Origin of the sequence: Vogesella sp. (assembly GCF_046297735.1) — a bacterium.
Lineage (GTDB): Bacteria > Pseudomonadota > Gammaproteobacteria > Burkholderiales > Chromobacteriaceae > Vogesella > Vogesella urethralis.
Genome location: NZ_JBKBHK010000003.1, coordinates 115929 through 134805, shown reverse-complemented (window position 1 = coordinate 134805; position 18877 = coordinate 115929). Strand labels below are relative to the sequence as shown.

Genomic DNA, 18877 nt, shown 5'->3' with positions numbered 1-18877 from the left:
AACTCCTCATAAACGGCGCATTACGCCAGAGAGATCGGTGCTCGGTGCTACCGTATTAAATACCGTGCCGTACTTCTTGATATTGTCATGTAGTAGTTCAATGCGGCGATCGGTTTCGTCGGTATCCACAATGATTTCGTAGCGGATGCTTTCCATCTTGGGTGGCACATCCTGTCGTACGCCATCCACGGTCACCTGCACGCCGCGCAACTCGAACTTGAGGATGGGCACAACACGCTCGATGCCCTTGATCATGCAGGCCGACAGCGCGGCCAGCAGCAGCTCGGCCGGGTTAAAGGCCTGGGAACTGCCAGCCATGTCGGTGTCGAGTGTGATGTGCGCCAATTTACAGCTGGCCTCGCTGCCGTGGGCATCGATTCGGCGTGCATCGACATGAAATCGCATCTTGGCCGGGGTGTCGCTCATGCCGCTACTCCTTTGCCGAAGTTGGGGCGCAGCAGCCTGTTGGCGATGCCACCGGTGCCGGGCCACCACAACACGAAGACGTCGTAGCCGCGGCAGGTGCTTCGTAACGCTTGCCAATGACCGGAAAACCCTTACGCATCCACTTGAGCAGACCACCCTCCATGTTGCTTACGTGAGTAAATCCCCGAAACTGCAGGTAGTACGTGGCCTTGAGGCTACGCTCTCCACTCTCGCAGACCAGCACGAGCTCTCGATCCTTGGGCAGTTCACTCCAGCGCTGTTCCATCTCGAACAGCGGAATGTTCACGATGGCGGGTACATCGAAGGTGATGCTTGCCACTTCGTCGCGTTCGCGAACGTCTACCAGCAAGGCACCTTCTCTCACCAAGCGCTGAGTGGTGGTTGGACAGACCTGCTTGGCATCTCCCAGCGTCTGATGGTCAATCATCTTGCGCTCCTTCAAGCTGTTAGCCATTGTTCGATTTTGTCGCGGCTGGGCACGCCACCGGCGTGCACTACCTTGCCGTCGATCACCACGCCTGGGGTGGACATGACGCCGTAGCCCATGATGTCGCGCAGCTCTTCCACCTTTTGCAAGTTGACCTCGACGTCCTTGGCCTTCGCCACCTGGTCGATTAGCGCGATGGTGCTCTTACAGTTGGCACAGCCAGTGCCGAGAACTTTGATCTCTTTCATCTCAATCTCCTCACAAAACCCAGTTGAAAACAAAACCCACGATCAGGATGCCGCTGGCAACCACACCGACGAAGGTGGCGATCAGCCGGATTTTCAGCACCTTGCGCAGGATCACCATTTCGGGCAGCGACAGCGCGATCACGCTCATCATGAACGCCAGCACCGTGCCCAGCGCTGCACCCTTGGCCAGTAGGGCCTGCACGATGGGAATGACACCCGCTGCATTGGTGTACATGGGCACACCGATCAGAACCGCCAGCGGCACCGACCACCAGGCGTCCTTGCCCATGAAGCTAGCCATGAAGTCCTCGGGCACCCAACCGTGGATGCCAGCGCCAATGGCGATACCGGCCAAAATGTAGGGCCAGACCTTGCCCACGATCTCGCGCACTGAGGCAAACCCCGCCTGCACCCGGTCGGCCAGTGTTGTCTCGGCCGCCTCGTAGCCGACCGACATCTTTGGCATGTCACGCACCCAGTCTTCCAGGTACGCTTCCATTTTCAGGCGGCCAATGATCCAACCTGCCACGATGGCCACTGTCAGGCCCAGCCCCAGGTACAGCGCGGCAATCTTCCAGCCAAACATCCCGAACAGCAGCGCCAGTGCCACTTCGTTGACCATGGGCGCAGAAATCAGGAACGAGAAGGTCACACCCAACGGCACCCCCGCTTGCACGAAGCCGATGAACAGCGGCACCGCCGAGCAGGAGCAGAACGGGGTGACGATGCCCAGCGTGGCGGCCATCACGTTGGCCATGCCTTCGGTGCGTCCAGCCAACAGCGCGCGGGTTCGCTCTGGCGTGAAGTAGCTGTTGACCATACCCATGACGAACACTACGCCGGTGAGCAGCATCAAGACTTTGGGGGTGTCATAGAAGAAGAATTGCAGCGCACTGCCCAGGTGGCTGTCGCGCGCAACCGGTAACGTTGCAACCAGCACTTCAGAGGCTGGGATCAGCGATTGGTACAGGCCCCACCACAGCAGGGCGGCCACAATCAGGAACAGGGTCGGGTTGCGCTGAGTCCAGCGCATGGCGAGGGCGGTCATCGGTCTTCTCCGTTGCGTTGTTCAGCGAGGTGTTGGCCTATGCTGAACGATCTGCAAAGAAGACGAATGATTCAACAAAAGGATTCAGGCAGGAGGACGCGGCGTGTGGCAGCACACCTGCCCGGTGTCATCGAATCTGACTTGACAGTTCACAACCAAGCTGTGCCGGAGCCGCTTTCTGGCTCGCAGCAGGCGTGACTTTGCGGCAGCCAGGGTGAGCTGGTTGGCCTCTGCGTAAGCCCGTACGGTCTGCCCTTGGAGGTCGCAGACTTCGATGATGTGACGGTCTTCGGCATCCAGTGCTGGAAGGTTGCGTTCTACACACACATCGAGTTCATCAACTGGCCCCCGCTCTGAAGCAGGGGGAGCGGCCAATGTTTCGGTCAACTCGCCCGACAGTTCGGCGTGGGGCTTGGCCAAGCGGGCTGCATCGATCAAAGCATTGCGTGCCACCTCGAACAGCCACGCCTTTTGGTTACCCAGTAAACAAAAGCCTTTGCCTTGACGCATGGCCTTGAGGAAGACCTCCTGCAGGAGATCTTCTGCCGCATGACGGTCTGGGGCGCGCAGAATCAAGAAGGCGAGCAACTCCCGTTCGTGCGCATCCCAGGCGCGCAAGACGCATTCGAATGTGTTGCCTTCTACCATTCCTATCGGGCCTCGTACCAGGGTTTTGAGGCATTCACCACGCGCACGACCAGCAGCATCACGGGCACCTCGATCAGCACGCCGACCACGGTCGCCAGAGCCGCACCTGAGTGGAACCCGAACAGGCTGATCGCTGCCGCGACCGCCAGCTCGAAGAAGTTGGATGCGCCAATCAAGGCCGAAGGGCAAGCGACGTTGTGTTTCTCGCCGACCAAGCGGTTGAGCCAGTAGGCCAATGCCGAGTTGAAGAACACCTGAATCAAGATTGGCACAGCCAGCAGTGCGATGACCAGCGGCTGTTTCAGAATGGCCTCGCCTTGAAAGGCGAAAAGCAAGACGAGGGTCGCCAACAGGGCCGTGATCGACCACGGGCCGATTTTCGCCATCGTGGCCTCGAAGGCATCCGGGCCTTTGGCCAAAAGCTGCTTGCGCAAGAGTTGGGCCAAGATGACGGGAATCACGATGTACAGTACGACGGATGTGATCAACGTGTCCCAAGGCACTGTGATGGCCGAGATGCCCAGCAGGAAGCCAACCAGAGGCGCAAAGGCTATCACCATGATGCTGTCGTTCAGCGCGACTTGCGACAACGTGAACAGTGGATCGCCATTGGTCAGCCTGCTCCACACGAACACCATTGCCGTGCATGGTGCGGCGGCAAGGAGAATCAGCCCGGCGATGTAGCTGTCGAGCTGGTCAGCGGGGAGCATGGGCGCAAACAGGTTGCGAATGAAGAACCATCCGAGGAATGCCATCGAGAACGGCTTGACCAGCCAGTTGACGAACAGCGTGACCCCGATCCCCCGGACGTGCTGGCGCACTTCGTGCAGTGCGCCGAAGTCCACCTTGACCAGCATCGGGATGATCATCACCCAGATCAGCAGGCCCACCGGGAGGTTCACCTGCGCGATCTCCATGCGGCCGATGGACTGGAACGCTGCCGGGAAAAACTGTCCGAGGGCAATGCCGATGACGATGCAGAGGAATACCCAGACGGTCAGATAGCGCTCAAAGACGCTCATCGGCAGGCTTGCCGATCCTTTCTGTATGGTTTCACATTGAGCAGACAAAGCATTTCCCCCTTTAAGCGCCACGCTGCTGCCCCAGCTCACGGAGCTTGGTTTGCAGCGACATGCGGTCGATTTTTTCGATAGGTAGGCTCATGAAAAGCCGGATGCGATTGGCGATCTGGAACTGGGCAGTGGCAAATGCCTTGAGCTGCTGTTCATGATCACCTTCGACCTTGGTGGGGTCGGCAAATCCCCAGTGCGCGGTGATAGGTTGGCCGGGCCACGCTGGGCAGGCTTCGCCTGCCGCCTGATCGCACACGGTCATGATGAAGTCCATCTGCGGAGCATCCGGCTCGGCGAACTCCGTCCAGCTCTTGCTGCGCAGCCCACCCAAGTCGTAGCACTGCTTGGACAGCACTTCCAGGGTCATCGGATGAACCTCACCGCGAGGATGGCTTCCCGCGCTGTACGCCTTGAAGCGCTCCCGCCCAAGGTGGTTCATGATGACTTCCGCCATGATGCTGCGGGCGGAGTTCCCGGTGCAGATGAACAGCACGTTGTAGATTTTGTTTTCCATGTCAGGCTTCCTCGGTGATGTGGTGTGCCAAGTCACGCAGTCGATCCACGCCGACCGGCTCGTTCTTCAAGAGGGGGACAACTGCAAAGCGCCTGGCATGGTGCGTGGCTACCGAGTCGATTTCCCTCAGTTCGTTGAAGGCGCGTTGGCGCAGCAGTAAAGAGTCGGGGCGAGCGGCTGCGACGCTGTTGTTGACGATCCATGCCCACGGTTCGATGCCCGCTCGGCGCAGGTCGGATTGCAGGTTTGCAGCTTCCAAGACAGGGGTGGTTTCGGCTAGCGTGGCGATGAGCACCTTGGTCTGTTTCGGGTCTTGCAACTGCATCATCGGCGTCGTGTAGTGCAGGCCTGTGTTGCCCATCTGCCGGGTCACTTCGCGGTGATATGCACCAGTGGCATCCAGCAGCAGCAGCGTGTGCCCGGTGGGCGCGGTATCCATCACCACGAACTTCTTGCCAGCCTCCCGAATGATGCGAGAGAAGGCCTGAAAGACCGCGATCTCCTCGGTGCAAGGGGAGCGCAAGTCCTCTTCCAGTAGTGCGCGCCCTTCGGCATCGAGCTGGGCACCCTTGGTATCCAATACGTGCTTGCGATAGCGCTCTGTTTCCTCGTGAGGGTCAATGCGGCTAACGGTCAGGTTAGACAGAGAGCCTTCCAGCGTCTCTGACAGATGAGCGGCCGGATCGGAGGTCGTTAGATGGACGGGCAATCCTCGGTGAGCCAGCTCCACAGCGACGGCGGCCGCCAAGGTGGTTTTGCCGACACCACCCTTGCCCATGAGCATGACCAAGCCATGCCCATCTGCAGCAATGTCATCAACCAAGGAGGACAGGCTGGGTGCGTCGAGCTGGGCAGGCAGTTCGATGGAGCTTGTGGCGCTCCCGTTGGTGGTAGCCACCAGCAAGTGACGCAAGGCGTCGAGTCCGACCAGGTTGAACGGTTTCAGGTCAATCTGATCCCGAGGCAGCGCCTTGAGCACGTCTGGCATGGCCGTAAGGGCAGCTTGCTCGCGTTGATGGATCGCTGCCGCCAGCTCATCGTGCGCGGCTTCGCTGGCTGGAAGAACGCCATTGACAACGAGGTACTGCTGAGACAGCCCGATGGCGGCCAGCTCTTCGTGTGTGCGTGCCACTTCTCGAAGAGTCGTGCGTTGGGCACGGGCGACCAGAATCAAGCGAGTGCGTTGAGGGTCAGCCAAGGCGTCAACGGCGGCCTTGTACTGGGTACGCTGCTTTTCCAGCCCGGCCAGAGGCCCGAGGCAGGACGCATCACCTTTGCCTTCTTCGAGGAAGCCGCTCCACGCACCGGGCAGCTGGAGCAGCCGGATCGTGTGGCCCGTGGGTGCAGTGTCGAAGATGATGTGTTCGTAGTCCGCGGTCAACGTCGAGTCGATCAGCAGGGCAGTGAACTCGTCGAAGGCCGCGATCTCGGTGGTGCAAGCGCCGGAAAGCTGTTCCTCGATCCCTTTGACAACCGTCTCAGGTAGGACGCCCCGCACTGGGCTGACGATGCGATCTCGATAGGCTTGCGCTGCTGCCTGCGGATCAATTTCGAGCGCCCAGAGGTTGGGCACGGCGGGGATCGCCGTGATGTGATTGCCGATGCTTTCCCCAAACACTTGCCCCACGTTCGATGCAGGGTCGGTGCTGACAAGCAGGACGCGCTTGCCCTCTGATGCGAGTTGTACCGCCGTAGCACAGGCGATGGAGGTCTTGCCGACCCCACCCTTGCCCGTGAAAAAAAGGTAGCGCGGAGGCTGATTGAGGAAGTGCATGGACAATTCCTCCGCTCAGCAGCAGCGGCTGCCGGAGCAGCAACCACCTTGCGGTTGTGTAGCGTTCGCAGTTGCGATGCCTGCCCAGCGAGCCAGCTCGGTGCGGTTGGGGTAGCGGCCAGCCAAGGCGACGTCGCCATCAACCAGAATCAGGGGCAGCGCTTCCTGTCCAGAGCGCTCCAAGAAGGTCTTGACAGTCGCGTTCTCGGCGAAGACGAGCGGCTGTTGAGCCAGATTGAATCGTTCAACCTGTGCGCCGTTTTGTTTGGCCCAGTCCACATCGGCCGCGAAGCTCACCAGCGCTTGGTCAACTTCAACGCCACAGACGCCAGTGCTGCAACACAGTGCAGGGTCAAAAATCTGAATGGTTGCCATCGTTATTCTTTCTTAGTCATGCGTTGGGATATAGCTGCTCAAGCGCCTCGCGCTGGTCAGACTTGATATTGACGACGGGGCGAATCGCCTTGGCATGGGCCTCGGCCTCTTCAAAGGTGCCGCACAGGCCAAGTTCCAACAGGACGCCAGCGGCCACGGTGCCTGTCCGGCCCTTACCGCCACCGCAGTGGAAAGCCACTTTTTTGCCATCGCGGTAGGCTGACACGACCGCTTGAATGGCGTCTTTGAACAATGGCGCTTGTGGCTGGTCGGCGTTGTCGCCGAGCGGGATTTGCTGCCAGATCAGGGTGGGGGTCGACGCCGCGCAACCCGTGGACTCTTCGCGCAAATCCACCACCACGTCGATGTGTTCCACATCGGCGATTTGTTGAATGTCGCCTGCTCCTCCGAAGTAGATGCGGCCTGCGATCAGCTCGTGATATTGCTTTTGCATCGGTAGCTTGCCCCTCTCTCGGTTTCAGGCCAGCAATGTGCCGATGCGATCAAGCTCTGCCTTGAGCTTGGCCTTGTCTTGCTGCAAATCAGCCAGCGGCAGCGCGAGGAAGGCCTCGATGCGCGCGCGCAGGATGCGATAGGCCGTCGTGAAGGCGGCATCGATCTCCTCGTCGGAGCCGGTGGCGTGGGCTGGGTCTTCGACGCCCCAGTGGGTGCGCAGAACTGACCCCAAGTAGGCAGGGCAGGTTTCACCAGCAGCGCTGGAGCAGACCGTGATCACGATGTCCGGGGTCGAGGGCAGGTTGTCCCACGACTTGCTGTGGTAGCCCTCGGTCGAGATGCCTTCGCGTGCCAGCAGTGCCAGCGAGCGAGGATGGACTTGGCCAGTGGGTTGACTGCCTGCGCTCATGGCTTTCCACCCTGCCGGGGCAAGGTGGTTGAAGGTGGCTTCCCCGAGGATCGAGCGGCACGAGTTGCCGGTACACAGAAACAGGATGTTCATTTTTTAAGGGCCTCTGGAGTTGAAGAAAGGGGCGGCAGCACAGTGTCGGAACACTTGGAGGCAGCGCGCATGTCTGCACACTGCTCGGGATGCCCTGAGCAGCACTCTTCGGTCAGGTAGGCGATCAAGTCCAGCATCAGCGGGATGTTGGCCCGGTAACGCTGGAAGCGCCCTTCCGCCTCGACGGTGAGCATCCCGGCCTGCGTCAGCGCCTTGAGGTGGAACGACAGGTTGGTCGGCGGTACATCGAGGGTTGAAGCGATCTCGCCCGCAACCATGCCTTCTGTACCCTTGCGCACGAGAAGCCGGTACACATCCAGCCGCAGGCCGGATGACAGCGATTCAAAGATCGTGGTGGCTGTGTTCTTTTCCATATTTTAATAATACAACGATAGTTGAAATAAAAAAATAAAGTTTTGATGGCGATCTGTCACTCAGAAAATGGGCGGTGATAGCCTATGTGGGTATCGACTGGGGGCACAAGCTGGACGGCAGACTTCAGTGCGACCAACTCCTGACATTTCGTGCGGTCGTCTTCTGAAAATGACGCTGGATCGCCTGCACACCTTCGTCATCAAGTTCATCCGGATTGCCTGCGAGCCGCACGGCATTGAGGTCAACCGCGACAAGGCGCCTGCACAGCATCTTCGGCGAGTACGTCAAGGCGCTGCGTGAAGGTGGTGTGGTACTTGAAGGAGAAGGCTGACGCCGACGACATGAAGATGGCGGTCGTGAGCCTCATTGGCCCGCTGCTGCCCGTGCTCTACAACTGCACGCCGGGCCAGCCGCCCAAGTTTTCGCCCTGATAATTCAGGGAGACTGCCGTTGTAGCGGCGTTTACCTCCCTGGTGCTCGCAATCTTTCACCGCCTCGCTCTGCGAGGCGGCTTTCTTTCTCGCCACGGTGCGCGCGCTCCGTGACCTCGGACGGCAGCATGATATAGGCCGAGGGCGCGGTGGCCACCTTGTTGACGATGATCCAGAAGTCGCCCATCACTTTGTCGAGCGACGTGCCCAGCGGCACCGGGTTGCGCTTGCTCAGGGCCTTCACCTGCACACCCACGAACCGGGAAGCGTCCCGGCTGTAGGCAATGATGTCCACCCCTCGCGCATTGCGTGCCGTAGGCAAGACGTTCCAGCCCATCAGCGAGAGCCGGTAGCAGCAGTAGTACAGACCGACGTTGCCGGTCAGTTGAGGGTCGAGGGTTGGATGCAGGCTCACGAGAATAGCTCGGAGTGCGTTCCACTGCGCACGAAAACGACCAAGCCGCTCAATGGATTGTCCCAGTCCGTTCAGGGAGTCCAGCGCCCCCTGCATGTCGGTTGTGGCGCAGCCCGTCAATACAAGAGGCAGAAGCAGCAAGCTCCGGTAGTGTTTCATCGCAGTTCCTCGCGAGGTTATCCGTTGAAGAGGGCATTGAGCCGGGCACACCAGGTTTCCGCCGCCCGACGGCTCATGGGGAAACTGAGCACTGGTCGTTGCGGATCGGCGGTTTGCAGCTCGATGGCAAAGTCCTTGGCGCGTACGGTGCGCTCGAAGGTCGGCACGCTCATGCCTGTGCGGTTGACCTGACGGCTACCGCCGTTCATCTCAATGCTCTCGACCTCGCGCCAGGTCATCTGCCAGCCGAGCAGCCAAGAGAAGTCGTGGATACGCCAGGCTTCATCCACGACTGAGCAGGCAGCCAGTTTGCGATGCTGCCGGTCAAACACCAGAAAGGCTGGCGCGGGATAACCCAAGAGATGTCCAGCATCGAATGACAGGCCCTGCTGGGCGTTGATCCTGGCGACAAGGGCCTGACAGCGGGCCTGCAAGCGCGCCAGAAAGCGGAAGGACAGCATGAAGATCGCCAGCGAAATCAGCAGATAGAGCATCAGCTCACTGGTCAACAGTCCCCAAAGCGATGTCTGTGACAGGCGCGCAGGCCCCACGCCGAACATCGCCAGTACAAGAATCAGCGTAAGAGCAGTGGCAGCAAGACCTGAAAGCCCAGCCACCGGAACTGCCAGCCCCGCAGCCGCCCCCATCCCAGCAGTCTTCCAGACGCTTGCCATACGTCATCACCTCCATGTTGTTACTCATAGAGGCCATTCTATGGCGCTTGAATTAAATTGTCACTTATAGTGCGGGTACCTATCGGGCGTAGCCCTATAGAGGGGGTACTCATAGAGTCATTTCTCTTTGAGAAGAGAGAAATATGGCCCTTGATCCCCGACTACGCTTCGGCCTGAAGCTGATAGAAATCAGAAAGAGCAGAGGGTGGTCGCAAGAACGCCTGGCACTGGAGAGTGGCTTGGCGCGCAGCTATCTGGGGGGTGTTGAGCGTGGGCAACGCAACATCGCCTTACTCAACATCTTCAAGCTGGCCGAGGCGCTGGGGGTGGAGCCTTCAGTACTGCTGGAGGCGCCGGCTGCTGGACAGGAGCCAACTCCGTAACATCGTAGCGTTACGATGGTCACCGCATGATCGCTCGCGGCAGCTATCGCAGCCATCTGCTTTCAAGAATAAGTAAAGCCCACTACAATGGCGCTTACGCAATTTTTTTCGCGTTAAGGGTCATAAAAGTGACTTTTCATCTCTCGACTCCCGCTGAGATCCTGCACGCGCTGGGTGTTCGTCTGCGCGAGCAGCGGCTTGCCCAATCGCTCACGCAGCGTGAACTGGCGCAAATGGCCGGACTGTCCTTGGGGGCGTTGCGCAAACTCGAAAGCGACGGCCAGTGCTCGCTGGAAACGCTGGTCCGTGTCGCGCAGGCACTTGGCTTGCTGGAGGCGCTGGACGATCTCTTCGTGCTCAAACGGCAATCCATCGCCCAGATGGAGCAGGTGGACCTTGTCAGCCGCCGCCAGCGTGCGCCGCGTAAGAGAACATCATGAAGCTGCTTACCGTGCATTATTGCGGCTGGGGAGAAGACTGGCCGTTGGGACGCTTGGCCGATGACGGTCAATCCCTGCTCTTCGAATATTCTCCCGAAGCCCTGTCTCAGGGCTTGGAACTGTCGCCCTTGCACCTCAAGCTGCGTGCGGATGCCTACGGAAGTTTTCCGACCCATTTGCATCGCCTTCCGGGCCTGATCGCGGACAGTCTGCCTGACGGCTGGGGTTTGCTGTTGATGGATCGCCTGTTCCGTCAACACGGCTTGCGCCATCCCGGGCCTCTGGACCGGCTGGCCTTCATTGGTGGGCGCGCGATGGGCGCGTTACGCTTCGCTCCGGCAAGCGACGCCGGCATCCGGGAGCCCGACTGGTCCTTGCTGGCGCTGGCCGAACAAAGCCGTCTCGCGCTCGCGGGCGAGGCGGGGGCAGCCCTGCGCGAGCTCGCGCTCACCGGCGGCTCGCCGCAAGGGGCACGACCCAAGGCCTTGGTGCAGTACGACGCAATGACCGGGCAGGTCAGCACCCGTCCGGATGCGCCCGGCAGCCCCTGGCTGGTCAAGTTCCCGGCGCAGAACGAACACAAGGAGGTCTGCGTCATCGAGCAGCTCTATGCCGAGTTGGCTCGGGATTGCGGACTGGAAGTGCCCGAAAGTCGCTGGTTCGACCTTGGCCCTGAACTGGCCGCCTTCGGCGTCGTGCGCTTCGACCGGGAAGGTGGGCAACGTGTCCCGGTGCATAGTCTGGCTGGATTGTTGCAGGTGGATTTTCGCCTGCCCGGTGCCACCGACTACACCGCCTTCCTGCGGGCTACCCGTTTCCTGACGCGCGACGAGCGCGAAGTGGAGAAAGCCTACGCGCGAGCCGTCTTCAATGTGCTCTTCCACAATCGTGACGACCATCCCAAGAACTTCGCGTGGCGTCTCGGGCCTGACCGGCGCTGGCGTCTGGCACCGGCATTCGACCTGACCTTCAGTGAAGGCCCGATGGGCCAGCATCACCTGGACGTTTGCGGCGAAGGTGCTGCCATCGAACGCTGGCATTTATTGCGTCTGGCGGAGGAAGGTGGCATCCCAAGGAAACGGGCGGAAGAGGTCATCGAACGGATGTTGCTGCAGGCAAGCTCATTGGGTGAGCGGTTGGAGCGTGCGCCGATCAGGCAGATGCTGGCGCAACAGATAAAATCCACCATTGATGCCTGTCGCCGGCGTCTGGAAAGCTGAATCCGAGCCGGCGCAACGGCGCCAGATCAGGGTTGAACGTACTCAATGCTGAGTTTCTTGAGTACAAACATGAGTATGTTTTTTTAATGGAGCAGCATGGTGAACTGTTCATTCAATGACTTGCAGTCACAATCGCTGTTCAACGTCTAAGCCTGCTGCCTGACGGCAAGACACCACCCCGCCTGTTGCTCAGGCGGGGTTTTTTGCGCCCATCACGCGGGCACAATGCAGGTGCCATACGGTGGCGGCCTGCGTTAGGTAGCCGCTAACGGCGCCCTGCTAACAGGGCTGGGCAAGTAGCAAAAGCGTGCATTTGCTTATCGGAATTTGTTTCAAGCGAAAGCTGGAGTGAAACAGTCGGCTTTGTTATAGTCCGCCTCATTGTATTGGCGCGCCTGCCAATAACTATCAGGAATAAATACCATGAAAAAGACCCTCATCACCCTGTCGCTGCTGGGCTTCGCGGCCAACGTTTACGCCGCTGATTTGCTGGATACCGTGCAACAGCGCGGCACGCTGAAAATCGCACTGGAAGGCACCTACCCGCCGTTCAACTTCAAGGACAAAGAGCAGAAGCTGACCGGTTTTGAAGTGGAGCTGGGCAATGCGCTGGCACAGAAGCTGAAAGTGAAACCGGAGTTCACCACCGGTGAATGGAGCGGTCTGCTGGCCGGCCTGCAGGGTGGCAAGTTCGACGTGGTGCTGAACCAGGTGTCGATCAACGACAAGCGCAAGGAAGTGTTCGACTTCTCGCAGCCGTACACCATCTCCAGCGCCCAGCTGATCGTGCGCAAGAACGAAACCCGCGCTTTCAAGGGCTTGGCTGATCTGGCTGGCAAGAAAATGGGCGTGACCCAGGGCAGCAACTACGCCGAGATGGTGAAGGCGCAGGGCGGTATCGAAGCCAAGTTCTACCCGTCTGCCGCCGAGATCTTCCAGGATCTGGCCCAGGGCCGTATCGACGCAGCCATCAACGACAGCCTGCTGATTCCGTTCGCGCTGAAAGAAGCCAAGCTGCCGCTGAAAGCCGGCGCCCCGGTAGGCGGCACTACCCAGATGGGCATTCCGTTCGCCAAAGGTAACCCCAAGTTCAAGGCGGCCATCGACAATGCGCTGAACGCCCTGCACAAAGACGGTACCTTCAAGAAAATTTCGGTGAAATGGTTCGGTATTGATGTATCGAAAGCACCGGCTGCGCGATAATCCGCCAGCTTGATTGTCACGCCCCTGCCGTGTGCAGGGGCGTTTGTGCTTTGGAGAGTGCAGATGGAATGGTTGACCCTGGCGCAAGACGCGCTGCCGGTGCTGCTGAAAGGCACCGGCCTCACCCTGTTTTTTGCCGTCAGTGCCATGGTGCTGGGCCTGACGCTGGGCTTTGCCGTGGCGTTGGTGCGCCTGGCCAAGGTGCCGCTGCTGGCACCGTTGGCCGCGTTTTACGTCAGCGCCATGCGCGGTACGCCGCTGCTGGTGCAGATTTTCGTTATCTATTACGGTTTGCCGTCGGTGGGCATCGAGTTCGAGCCAGTCACTGCCGGCGTGCTGGCGCTGACGCTGAACGTGGCGGCCTATCTGTCGGAAAGCCTGCGCGGCGCCATCGCCGGCGTCGATAAAGGGCAGTGGGACGCGGCGCAGTCGCTGGGCCTGAGCTGGTGGCAGAGCATGCGCCACATCATCGCGCCACAAGGCGTGCGGCTGGCGGTGCCCAGCCTGGCCAACAGCCTGATCTCGCTGATCAAGGACACCTCGCTGGTGTCGGTGATTACCGTGTCCGAGCTGATGATGGCCACCAAGGACATGATCGCGCAGACCTTCCAGCCGCTGCCGCTGTACCTGATGGCGGCGGCCATCTACTGGGTGCTCAGCGCCGTGTTCGAGCGCGTACAGAAACGCGTCGAGCAGCACTTTGCCAAAGCCTACCAACGCTAGCGGCCGGGTTGGCCGCAAGGGGAGCCGTACGATGAAATTCGCCACCAAAGCCGTTCACGCCGGGTTTGACTACCACCAGCACAACCGCGCGGTAATGCCGCCGATTTACCAGACCTCCGCCTTTGCCCACGACGCGGTGGGTGAGCAGCTGGACTTTGCCTACGCCCGCACCGGCACGCCGACGCGGGCCGCGCTGGAGGCCAACCTGGCGGCGCTGGAAGACGCCCGCCATGGTCTGGCTTTCGCCAGCGGCATGGCGGCCATCGACGCGGTATTGCGCGCCACGCTTCAGCCGGGCGACGAAGTGATTGCGGTGGCCGATCTGTACGGCGGCGCCTACCGTATCCTGGACAAAGTGATGCAGCCCTTGGGCATCAAGGTGACGTTTGCCGACCTCAGCGATGCGGCCAACCTCAGCGCGGCTATCGGCCCGCAAACCCGGCTGGTATGGCTGGAAACGCCAACCAACCCGCTGCTGAACCTGGTGGATGTGGCGGCGCTGTCGGCGATTGCCCACGCTCACGGTGCCAAGGTGGCGGTGGACAATACCTTTGCCACGCCGTACCTGCAGAACCCGCTGCAGCAGGGTGCCGACATCGTGGTGCACTCGGCCACCAAATACCTGGGCGGCCACTCCGATGTGCTGCTGGGCCTGGTGGCGGTGAACGACGAGGCGCTGTTCAAGGCCATCAAGTTCATCCAGAACGCTGCCGGCGCGGTACCCGGCCCGCAGGACTGTTTCCTTACCCTGCGCGGCATCAAGACGCTGGCACTGCGCATGGATCGTCATTGCGATAACGCCGAGCGGGTGGCGGCCTACCTGCTGCAGCACCCGGCGATCGAGAAAGTGTTCTTTCCCGGCCTGCCGGAGCACCCCGGCCACGCGCTGGCCCGCCGCCAGATGCGCCGCTTCGGCGGCATCGTCACCATCTACCTGAAAGATAACAGCCGCGAAGCAGCCAGCCGCGTGGCCAGCCGCCTGCAGCTGTTCATGCTGGCCGAGTCGCTGGGCGGGGTAGAGTCGCTGGTCAACCATAGCTACACCATGTCGCACGGCGGCATGCCGCCGGCACAGAAGGCGGCGCTGGGCATTCGCGAAGGTCAGCTGCGCCTGTCCATCGGTATCGAAGACATCGACGACATTCTGGCCGACCTGGCACAGGCGCTGGCCGACTGAGTTGAAATCAACTGGCAATAAAATAGGCAGTAATTCAATAATGAACTTCTGTTAGTCAGGGGTTTGTGCCGATGAAATGCCTATGGCGAGTTGTAGGGTGGCTGGCGTTGCTGGTGTTACCTGCCCGCGCCGGCAACCTGCCGGCCATGGTGGTGGTCACCGAAGACGCCCGGCCCTTGCACTACTTGTGGCAAGGCCAGCTGCAGGGCGAGGCGCCGCAGTTTATCCGGCAGCTGATGCAGCAGGCCGGTGTTGCCTACAGCCAGCAGGTCTACCCGTGGGCACGCGCCTACATGATGGCCAGTAGTCTGCCTAATGTGCTGATCTACTCGATCGCTCGCACACCAGAGCGCGAGCCCCAGTTTCACTGGATCGGTAAGCTGCTGACCGTGTAGTACGCCATGTATTCGTTACAGTCACGCACTGATATCCGCGCCCGTAACGTGGAAGAATTGCGCCATTACCGTATCGGTGTCACCGCCAATGACGTGCGGGCACACTGGCTGCGCGAGCAGGGGCTGCGCGAGGCGGCGGCAGATAGTCGTGCCGGTCTGGACACCGCCGATAACAGCTTAAGCAATTTGCGCAAGCTGATGCAGGGCAGGGTAGACATGGTACCTGTATCGCACTTGGGCCTGCGTTCGTTCTGCCTGAGTGAAGGAGTGGATTGCACCCGCTTCCGGCGCGTGATGGTGTTGCCGTTCAGTGTGGACCTCTACGTGGCTGCCAGCCTGAAAACCCGGCCAGCCGTTATCCGCGCATTACAAGGCAGTTACGATCGCTTGCAGCGCAGCGGTCGCTACCAGCAGATGCTGGCACCTTATTTGGAGAGCGCCGAACTGGCCCAACTGTCAGGAAAGCCAAGATGAAAACGCTACTGTTCGCGCTCTGCCCGGCGCTTTGCTTGCTGGCGGTGTCTGCACTGGCGGCACCGCCAACCTTTAGAGTGGTAACCGAGGATGCACCGCCCTTCATTACCACGATGGCTGGTGAGGGCGAGGGGCCAGGCAAGCAGTTTGTCAGCAAGCTGATGCAGCAGGCTGGTTTGCCTTACACCCATCATGTCTACCCTTGGGCGCGCAGCATGGCGCTGGCGCAGCGCGAGCGCCACGTGCTGATCTATGCTTTGGCACGTACCCCTGAGCGGGAGGCCAATTTTTACTGGATAGGCGAGCTGCTAGCCAGCCGTATTCACCTGTATGCGTTGAACGGTAGCCGTACGCCAGTAATCAGCTCGCTGGAGCAGGCGCGCCAGTTGCGCCTGGGGGTGGTGAACCGCGATGTCCGGCTAGACTGGCTGCGTGTTAACGGCTTTGCCGATATGCACCCGGGGGACAGCCGTGGCCTGGATCTGTCCGAGAATACCCGCGTCAACATGATGAAGCTGCGTCGTGGCCTGGTAGACGTGGTGCCGATGAGTCGCGGTGCTTTGCAGGCGTACTGTCGCCATAACCGTATCGACTGCGGTCAGTTTCGCCAGGTCTACACGCTGCCGCTTACTATCTCGATGTACCTTGCCGCCAGCCGCAGCACGCCTTACGAGTATGTCAATACCTTGCGTTACCATTACCGCAAGCTGGTACAGGATGGTAGCCATCAGCAAGTATTCGGCGACCTGAATGAGCATTAATGGGCATTGACGCGGGTTGGCCGCAGCGGCAAGTAGGCAAGAAAACGCCCTGCTTGTTACAAGCAGGGCGGGCATACAAGAGCGGTAGTGGCAGGCAGGCTTAGCCGGCCTTGACGCAATCCACGCAGTACACCTTCTGGCCGTCTACCTGGCTGGCCACCAGGCCGTGCACGTCGGTTTCAAAGCCCGGCAGCTGCCGGTTGAAGGCCTGCACGAAGCGCAGGTAGTCAACGATGGTGGTGTTGAACACTTCGCCCGGAATCAGCAGCGGGATGCCCGGCGGGTACGGTGTTAGCAGTACGGCGGTCACGCGGCCTTCCAGCTGGTCTACCGGTACGCGTTCGATCTCGCGGTGTGCCATCTTGGCAAAGGCATCGGCCGGGCGCATCGCCGGCGTCATGTCCGACAGGTAGATTTCGGTGGTGAGGCGGGCAATGTCGTGTTCGCGGTACAGGCTGTGGATCTTCAGGCACAGGTCTTTCAGGCCCACGCGCTCGTACTGCGGGTATTTGGCGACGAATTCCGGCATCACGCGCCACAGCGGCTGGTTCTTGTCGAAGTCGTCCTTGAACTGCTGCAGCAGCGAAATCAGCGTGTTCCAGCGGCCTTTGGTAATGCCGATGGTGAACATGATGAAGAAGCTGTACAGGCCGGTTTTTTCCACCACCACGCCGTGTTCGGTCAGGTACTTGGTGACGATGGCGGCCGGGATGCCCAGTTCTTCGAAGCTGCCATCCAGTGACAGGCCGGGGGTGAGCAGCGTGGCCTTGATCGGGTCCAGCATGTTGAAGCCGTCTTCGATGCCGGCAAAGCCGTGCCAGCTGTCTTCCGGCTTCAGCGTCCAGTCGATCGGGTCGCAGATGCCGTCGTCGGACAGCGCCTCCGGGCCCCACACGCGGAACCACCAGTCGTCGCCGTACTCTTCGTCCACCTTGCGCATGGCGCGGCGGAAGTCCAGTGCCTCTACCAGCGACTCTTCCACCAGTGCCTGGCCACCCGGCTGCTCCATCATGGCCGCGGCCACGTCGCAGCTGGCGATGATGGCGTATTGCGGGCTGGTGGAGGTGTGCATCAGGTAGGCTTCGTTGAAGCTCATGGTGTCCAGCTGGCGGTTCTCCGGGTCCTGCACCAGGATCTGCGAGGCTTGCGAAATGCCGGCCAGCAGCTTGTGGGTGGACTGGGTGGAGAAAATCATCGATTCCTTGCAGCGCGGGCGGCCTTCGCCGATGGCGTGGAAGTCGCCGTAGAAATCGTGGAAGCTGGCGTGCGGCAGCCAGGCTTCGTCGAAGTGCAGGGTGTCCACTTCACCATCCAGGATGCCCTTGATCTCTTCCACGTTGTACAGGATGCCGTCGTAGGTGGACTGGGTGATGGTGAGGATGCGCGGCTTGGCGTTCGGGTTTTTGGCCAGTGCTTCGCGCGCGAACGGGTTGGCCGCAATCTTGGCGCGGATGCTGTCCAGCGAGAACTCGCTTTTCGGAATCGGGCCGATGATGCCGTAGTGGTTGCGCGTAGGCATCAGGAACACCGGAATGGCACCGGTCATCATGATGGCGTGCAGGTTGGATTTGTGGCAGTTGCGGTCTACCAGCACGATGTCGCCGGCGGCCACGGTGCTGTGCCATACGATCTTGTTACTGGTGGAGGTGCCGTTGGTGACGAAGAACAGGTGGTCGCAGCTGAAAATGCGGGCGGCGTTGCGCTCGGAGGCGGCTACCGGGCCGGTATGGTCCAGCAGCTGGCCCAGTTCGTCTACCGCGTTGCACACGTCGGCGCGCAGCATGTTTTCACCGAAGAACTGGTGGAACATCTGGCCCACCGGGCTCTTCAGGAATGCCACGCCGCCGGAGTGGCCCGGGCAGTGCCAGCTGTAGGAGCCGTCGTAGGCGTAGTTCACCAGCGCGCGGAAGAACGGCGGCGCCAGGCTGTCGAGGTAGGATTTGGCCTCGCGGATGATGTGGCGTGCCACGAACTCCGGCGTGTCCTCGTGCATGTGGATGAAGCCGTGCAGCTCGCGCAGGATGTCGTTCGGGATGTGGCGTGCGGTGCGGGTTTCGCCGTACAGGTACACCGGAATGTCCGGGTTGCGGCGGCGGATTTCCGCCACAAAGCCGTACAGGCCGCCCAGCGCGGTTTCGGCCGAGTCGTCGGTGTGGAATTCCTCGTCATCGATGGACAGGATGAAGCCGGCGGCGCGGCTTTGCTGTTGCGCAAACGAGGTGAGGTCGCCGTAGCTGGTGTAGCCGATGACGCTCATGCCCTCCGCTTCGATGGCGGCGGCCAGTTCACGGATGCCGGAACCGCTGGTGTTCTCGGAACGGAAGTCCTCGTCGATGATGACGATGGGGAAGTGAAAACGCATACCTGAGTCCTTGTTGCTGTTAACTCGGACACGTCAGGCTGCCGTGGGGCCGCTTGGGCAGCGCGTGAGCCACGCCGGGTGCATCGGTGTGGTTCTGTGCACCTGTAACGCCAAAGCTGGCCTTCGCGGCAGGGCCGGAAGTGTCACTCGGTGCGCGTTGGGGCACAGTTCTG

General features: G+C 60.6%; 25 protein-coding genes. 10 read left to right on the top strand and 15 right to left on the bottom strand.

Annotated features, from left to right (window positions below; translation table 11 throughout):
* Window positions 1-6: 6 nt before the first annotated feature.
* The 12 genes from ACK4FZ_RS05135 to ACK4FZ_RS05080 all read right to left on the bottom strand — a co-directional run bounded on the left by ACK4FZ_RS05135 (window position 7) and on the right by ACK4FZ_RS05080 (window position 7886).
* A complete protein-coding gene (locus tag ACK4FZ_RS05135; RefSeq protein ID WP_409818578.1) occupies window positions 7-426 on the bottom strand; it encodes an OsmC family protein in 420 nt (139 codons plus the stop codon).
* Window positions 427-430: 4 nt separating this feature from the next.
* Window positions 431-874 carry a rhodanese-like domain-containing protein gene (locus tag ACK4FZ_RS05130; protein ID WP_409818577.1) on the bottom strand — a complete coding sequence of 148 codons (444 nt, stop codon included), beginning with the start codon at window positions 872-874 and terminating at the stop codon, window positions 431-433.
* Between the two features lie 11 nt (window positions 875-885).
* Window positions 886-1122 (bottom strand): thioredoxin family protein, encoded by a 237-nt coding sequence (locus ACK4FZ_RS05125; protein ID WP_281982765.1) that lies wholly within the window; start codon window positions 1120-1122, stop codon window positions 886-888.
* A 10-nt stretch (window positions 1123-1132) separates the two neighbouring features.
* A complete protein-coding gene (locus ACK4FZ_RS05120; RefSeq protein WP_409818576.1) occupies window positions 1133-2170 on the bottom strand; it encodes a permease in 1038 nt (345 codons plus the stop codon).
* 84 nt (window positions 2171-2254) lie between these two features.
* On the bottom strand, window positions 2255-2818 hold the full coding sequence (locus tag ACK4FZ_RS05115) for a sigma-70 family RNA polymerase sigma factor (protein WP_409818575.1): 564 nt from the start codon (window positions 2816-2818) through the stop codon (window positions 2255-2257).
* A gap of 2 nt (window positions 2819-2820) precedes the next feature.
* Complete coding sequence (gene arsB, locus ACK4FZ_RS05110; RefSeq protein WP_011911474.1) at window positions 2821-3840, bottom strand: ACR3 family arsenite efflux transporter; 1020 nt, start codon at window positions 3838-3840, stop codon at window positions 2821-2823.
* 61 nt (window positions 3841-3901) lie between these two features.
* Window positions 3902-4405, bottom strand: coding sequence for an arsenate reductase ArsC (locus ACK4FZ_RS05105; RefSeq protein ID WP_409818574.1), 504 nt, complete (start codon window positions 4403-4405; stop codon window positions 3902-3904).
* A 1-nt stretch (window position 4406) separates the two neighbouring features.
* Window positions 4407-6179 (bottom strand): arsenical pump-driving ATPase, encoded by a 1773-nt coding sequence (gene arsA, locus ACK4FZ_RS05100; RefSeq protein WP_409818572.1) that lies wholly within the window; start codon window positions 6177-6179, stop codon window positions 4407-4409.
* Window positions 6180-6194: 15 nt separating this feature from the next.
* Entirely contained in the window at window positions 6195-6554 is a 360-nt protein-coding gene (gene arsD, locus ACK4FZ_RS05095; RefSeq protein ID WP_409818570.1) for an arsenite efflux transporter metallochaperone ArsD, read from the bottom strand.
* Between the two features lie 16 nt (window positions 6555-6570).
* Window positions 6571-7008, bottom strand: coding sequence for a dual specificity protein phosphatase family protein (locus ACK4FZ_RS05090; RefSeq protein WP_409818569.1), 438 nt, complete (start codon window positions 7006-7008; stop codon window positions 6571-6573).
* Window positions 7009-7032: 24 nt separating this feature from the next.
* Entirely contained in the window at window positions 7033-7512 is a 480-nt protein-coding gene (locus ACK4FZ_RS05085; RefSeq protein ID WP_409818568.1) for an arsenate reductase ArsC, read from the bottom strand.
* Window positions 7509-7886, bottom strand: coding sequence for an ArsR/SmtB family transcription factor (locus tag ACK4FZ_RS05080; RefSeq protein ID WP_409818567.1), 378 nt, complete (start codon window positions 7884-7886; stop codon window positions 7509-7511). Before ACK4FZ_RS05080 ends, ACK4FZ_RS05085 begins: the two co-directional genes overlap by 4 nt.
* A gap of 169 nt (window positions 7887-8055) precedes the next feature.
* Here ACK4FZ_RS05080 and ACK4FZ_RS05075 point away from each other — a divergent pair, with 169 nt between their 5' ends.
* A complete protein-coding gene (locus ACK4FZ_RS05075) occupies window positions 8056-8187 on the top strand; it encodes a hypothetical protein (protein ID WP_409818565.1) in 132 nt (43 codons plus the stop codon).
* A gap of 162 nt (window positions 8188-8349) precedes the next feature.
* Here ACK4FZ_RS05075 and ACK4FZ_RS05070 read toward each other — a convergent pair whose 3' ends face one another.
* Window positions 8350-8892 carry a hypothetical protein gene (locus ACK4FZ_RS05070; RefSeq protein WP_409818564.1) on the bottom strand — a complete coding sequence of 181 codons (543 nt, stop codon included), beginning with the start codon at window positions 8890-8892 and terminating at the stop codon, window positions 8350-8352.
* Window positions 8893-8909: 17 nt separating this feature from the next.
* Window positions 8910-9566: a hypothetical protein gene (locus ACK4FZ_RS05065; RefSeq protein ID WP_409818563.1), complete on the bottom strand. Its 657-nt coding sequence runs from the start codon at window positions 9564-9566 to the stop codon at window positions 8910-8912.
* Window positions 9567-9709: 143 nt separating this feature from the next.
* Between ACK4FZ_RS05065 and ACK4FZ_RS05060 the strand changes: the two genes are divergently transcribed.
* From ACK4FZ_RS05060 to ACK4FZ_RS05020, 9 genes are all read left to right on the top strand, one after another.
* On the top strand, window positions 9710-9949 hold the full coding sequence (locus ACK4FZ_RS05060) for a helix-turn-helix domain-containing protein (RefSeq protein ID WP_281982734.1): 240 nt from the start codon (window positions 9710-9712) through the stop codon (window positions 9947-9949).
* Between the two features lie 26 nt (window positions 9950-9975).
* Window positions 9976-10389: a helix-turn-helix domain-containing protein gene (locus tag ACK4FZ_RS05055; protein ID WP_409818562.1), complete on the top strand. Its 414-nt coding sequence runs from the start codon at window positions 9976-9978 to the stop codon at window positions 10387-10389.
* A complete protein-coding gene (locus ACK4FZ_RS05050) occupies window positions 10386-11609 on the top strand; it encodes a type II toxin-antitoxin system HipA family toxin (protein WP_409818561.1) in 1224 nt (407 codons plus the stop codon). The genes ACK4FZ_RS05055 and ACK4FZ_RS05050 overlap by 4 nt, the downstream gene beginning before the upstream one ends.
* A 423-nt stretch (window positions 11610-12032) precedes the next feature.
* The gene (locus tag ACK4FZ_RS05045; RefSeq protein WP_409818560.1) at window positions 12033-12812 is read left to right on the top strand and encodes a transporter substrate-binding domain-containing protein; all 780 of its coding nucleotides are present in this window, start codon (window positions 12033-12035) and stop codon (window positions 12810-12812) included.
* A 63-nt stretch (window positions 12813-12875) separates the two neighbouring features.
* On the top strand, window positions 12876-13535 hold the full coding sequence (locus ACK4FZ_RS05040) for an amino acid ABC transporter permease (protein WP_409818558.1): 660 nt from the start codon (window positions 12876-12878) through the stop codon (window positions 13533-13535).
* A 31-nt stretch (window positions 13536-13566) separates the two neighbouring features.
* Window positions 13567-14712, top strand: coding sequence for a cystathionine gamma-synthase (locus ACK4FZ_RS05035; protein ID WP_409818557.1), 1146 nt, complete (start codon window positions 13567-13569; stop codon window positions 14710-14712).
* A 71-nt stretch (window positions 14713-14783) separates the two neighbouring features.
* Window positions 14784-15107, top strand: coding sequence for a hypothetical protein (locus ACK4FZ_RS05030; RefSeq protein WP_409818556.1), 324 nt, complete (start codon window positions 14784-14786; stop codon window positions 15105-15107).
* A gap of 6 nt (window positions 15108-15113) precedes the next feature.
* Window positions 15114-15581 carry a hypothetical protein gene (locus tag ACK4FZ_RS05025; RefSeq protein WP_409818555.1) on the top strand — a complete coding sequence of 156 codons (468 nt, stop codon included), beginning with the start codon at window positions 15114-15116 and terminating at the stop codon, window positions 15579-15581.
* Window positions 15578-16342, top strand: a complete 765-nt coding sequence (locus ACK4FZ_RS05020) for a substrate-binding periplasmic protein (RefSeq protein WP_409818553.1) — start codon at window positions 15578-15580, stop codon at window positions 16340-16342. The genes ACK4FZ_RS05025 and ACK4FZ_RS05020 overlap by 4 nt, the downstream gene beginning before the upstream one ends.
* 100 nt (window positions 16343-16442) lie before the next feature.
* On the opposite strand, the gene ACK4FZ_RS05015 is transcribed toward ACK4FZ_RS05020, so the two are convergent.
* Window positions 16443-18704, bottom strand: a complete 2262-nt coding sequence (locus tag ACK4FZ_RS05015) for an Orn/Lys/Arg decarboxylase N-terminal domain-containing protein (RefSeq protein ID WP_409818552.1) — start codon at window positions 18702-18704, stop codon at window positions 16443-16445.
* Between the last annotated feature and the right edge of the window lie 173 nt (window positions 18705-18877).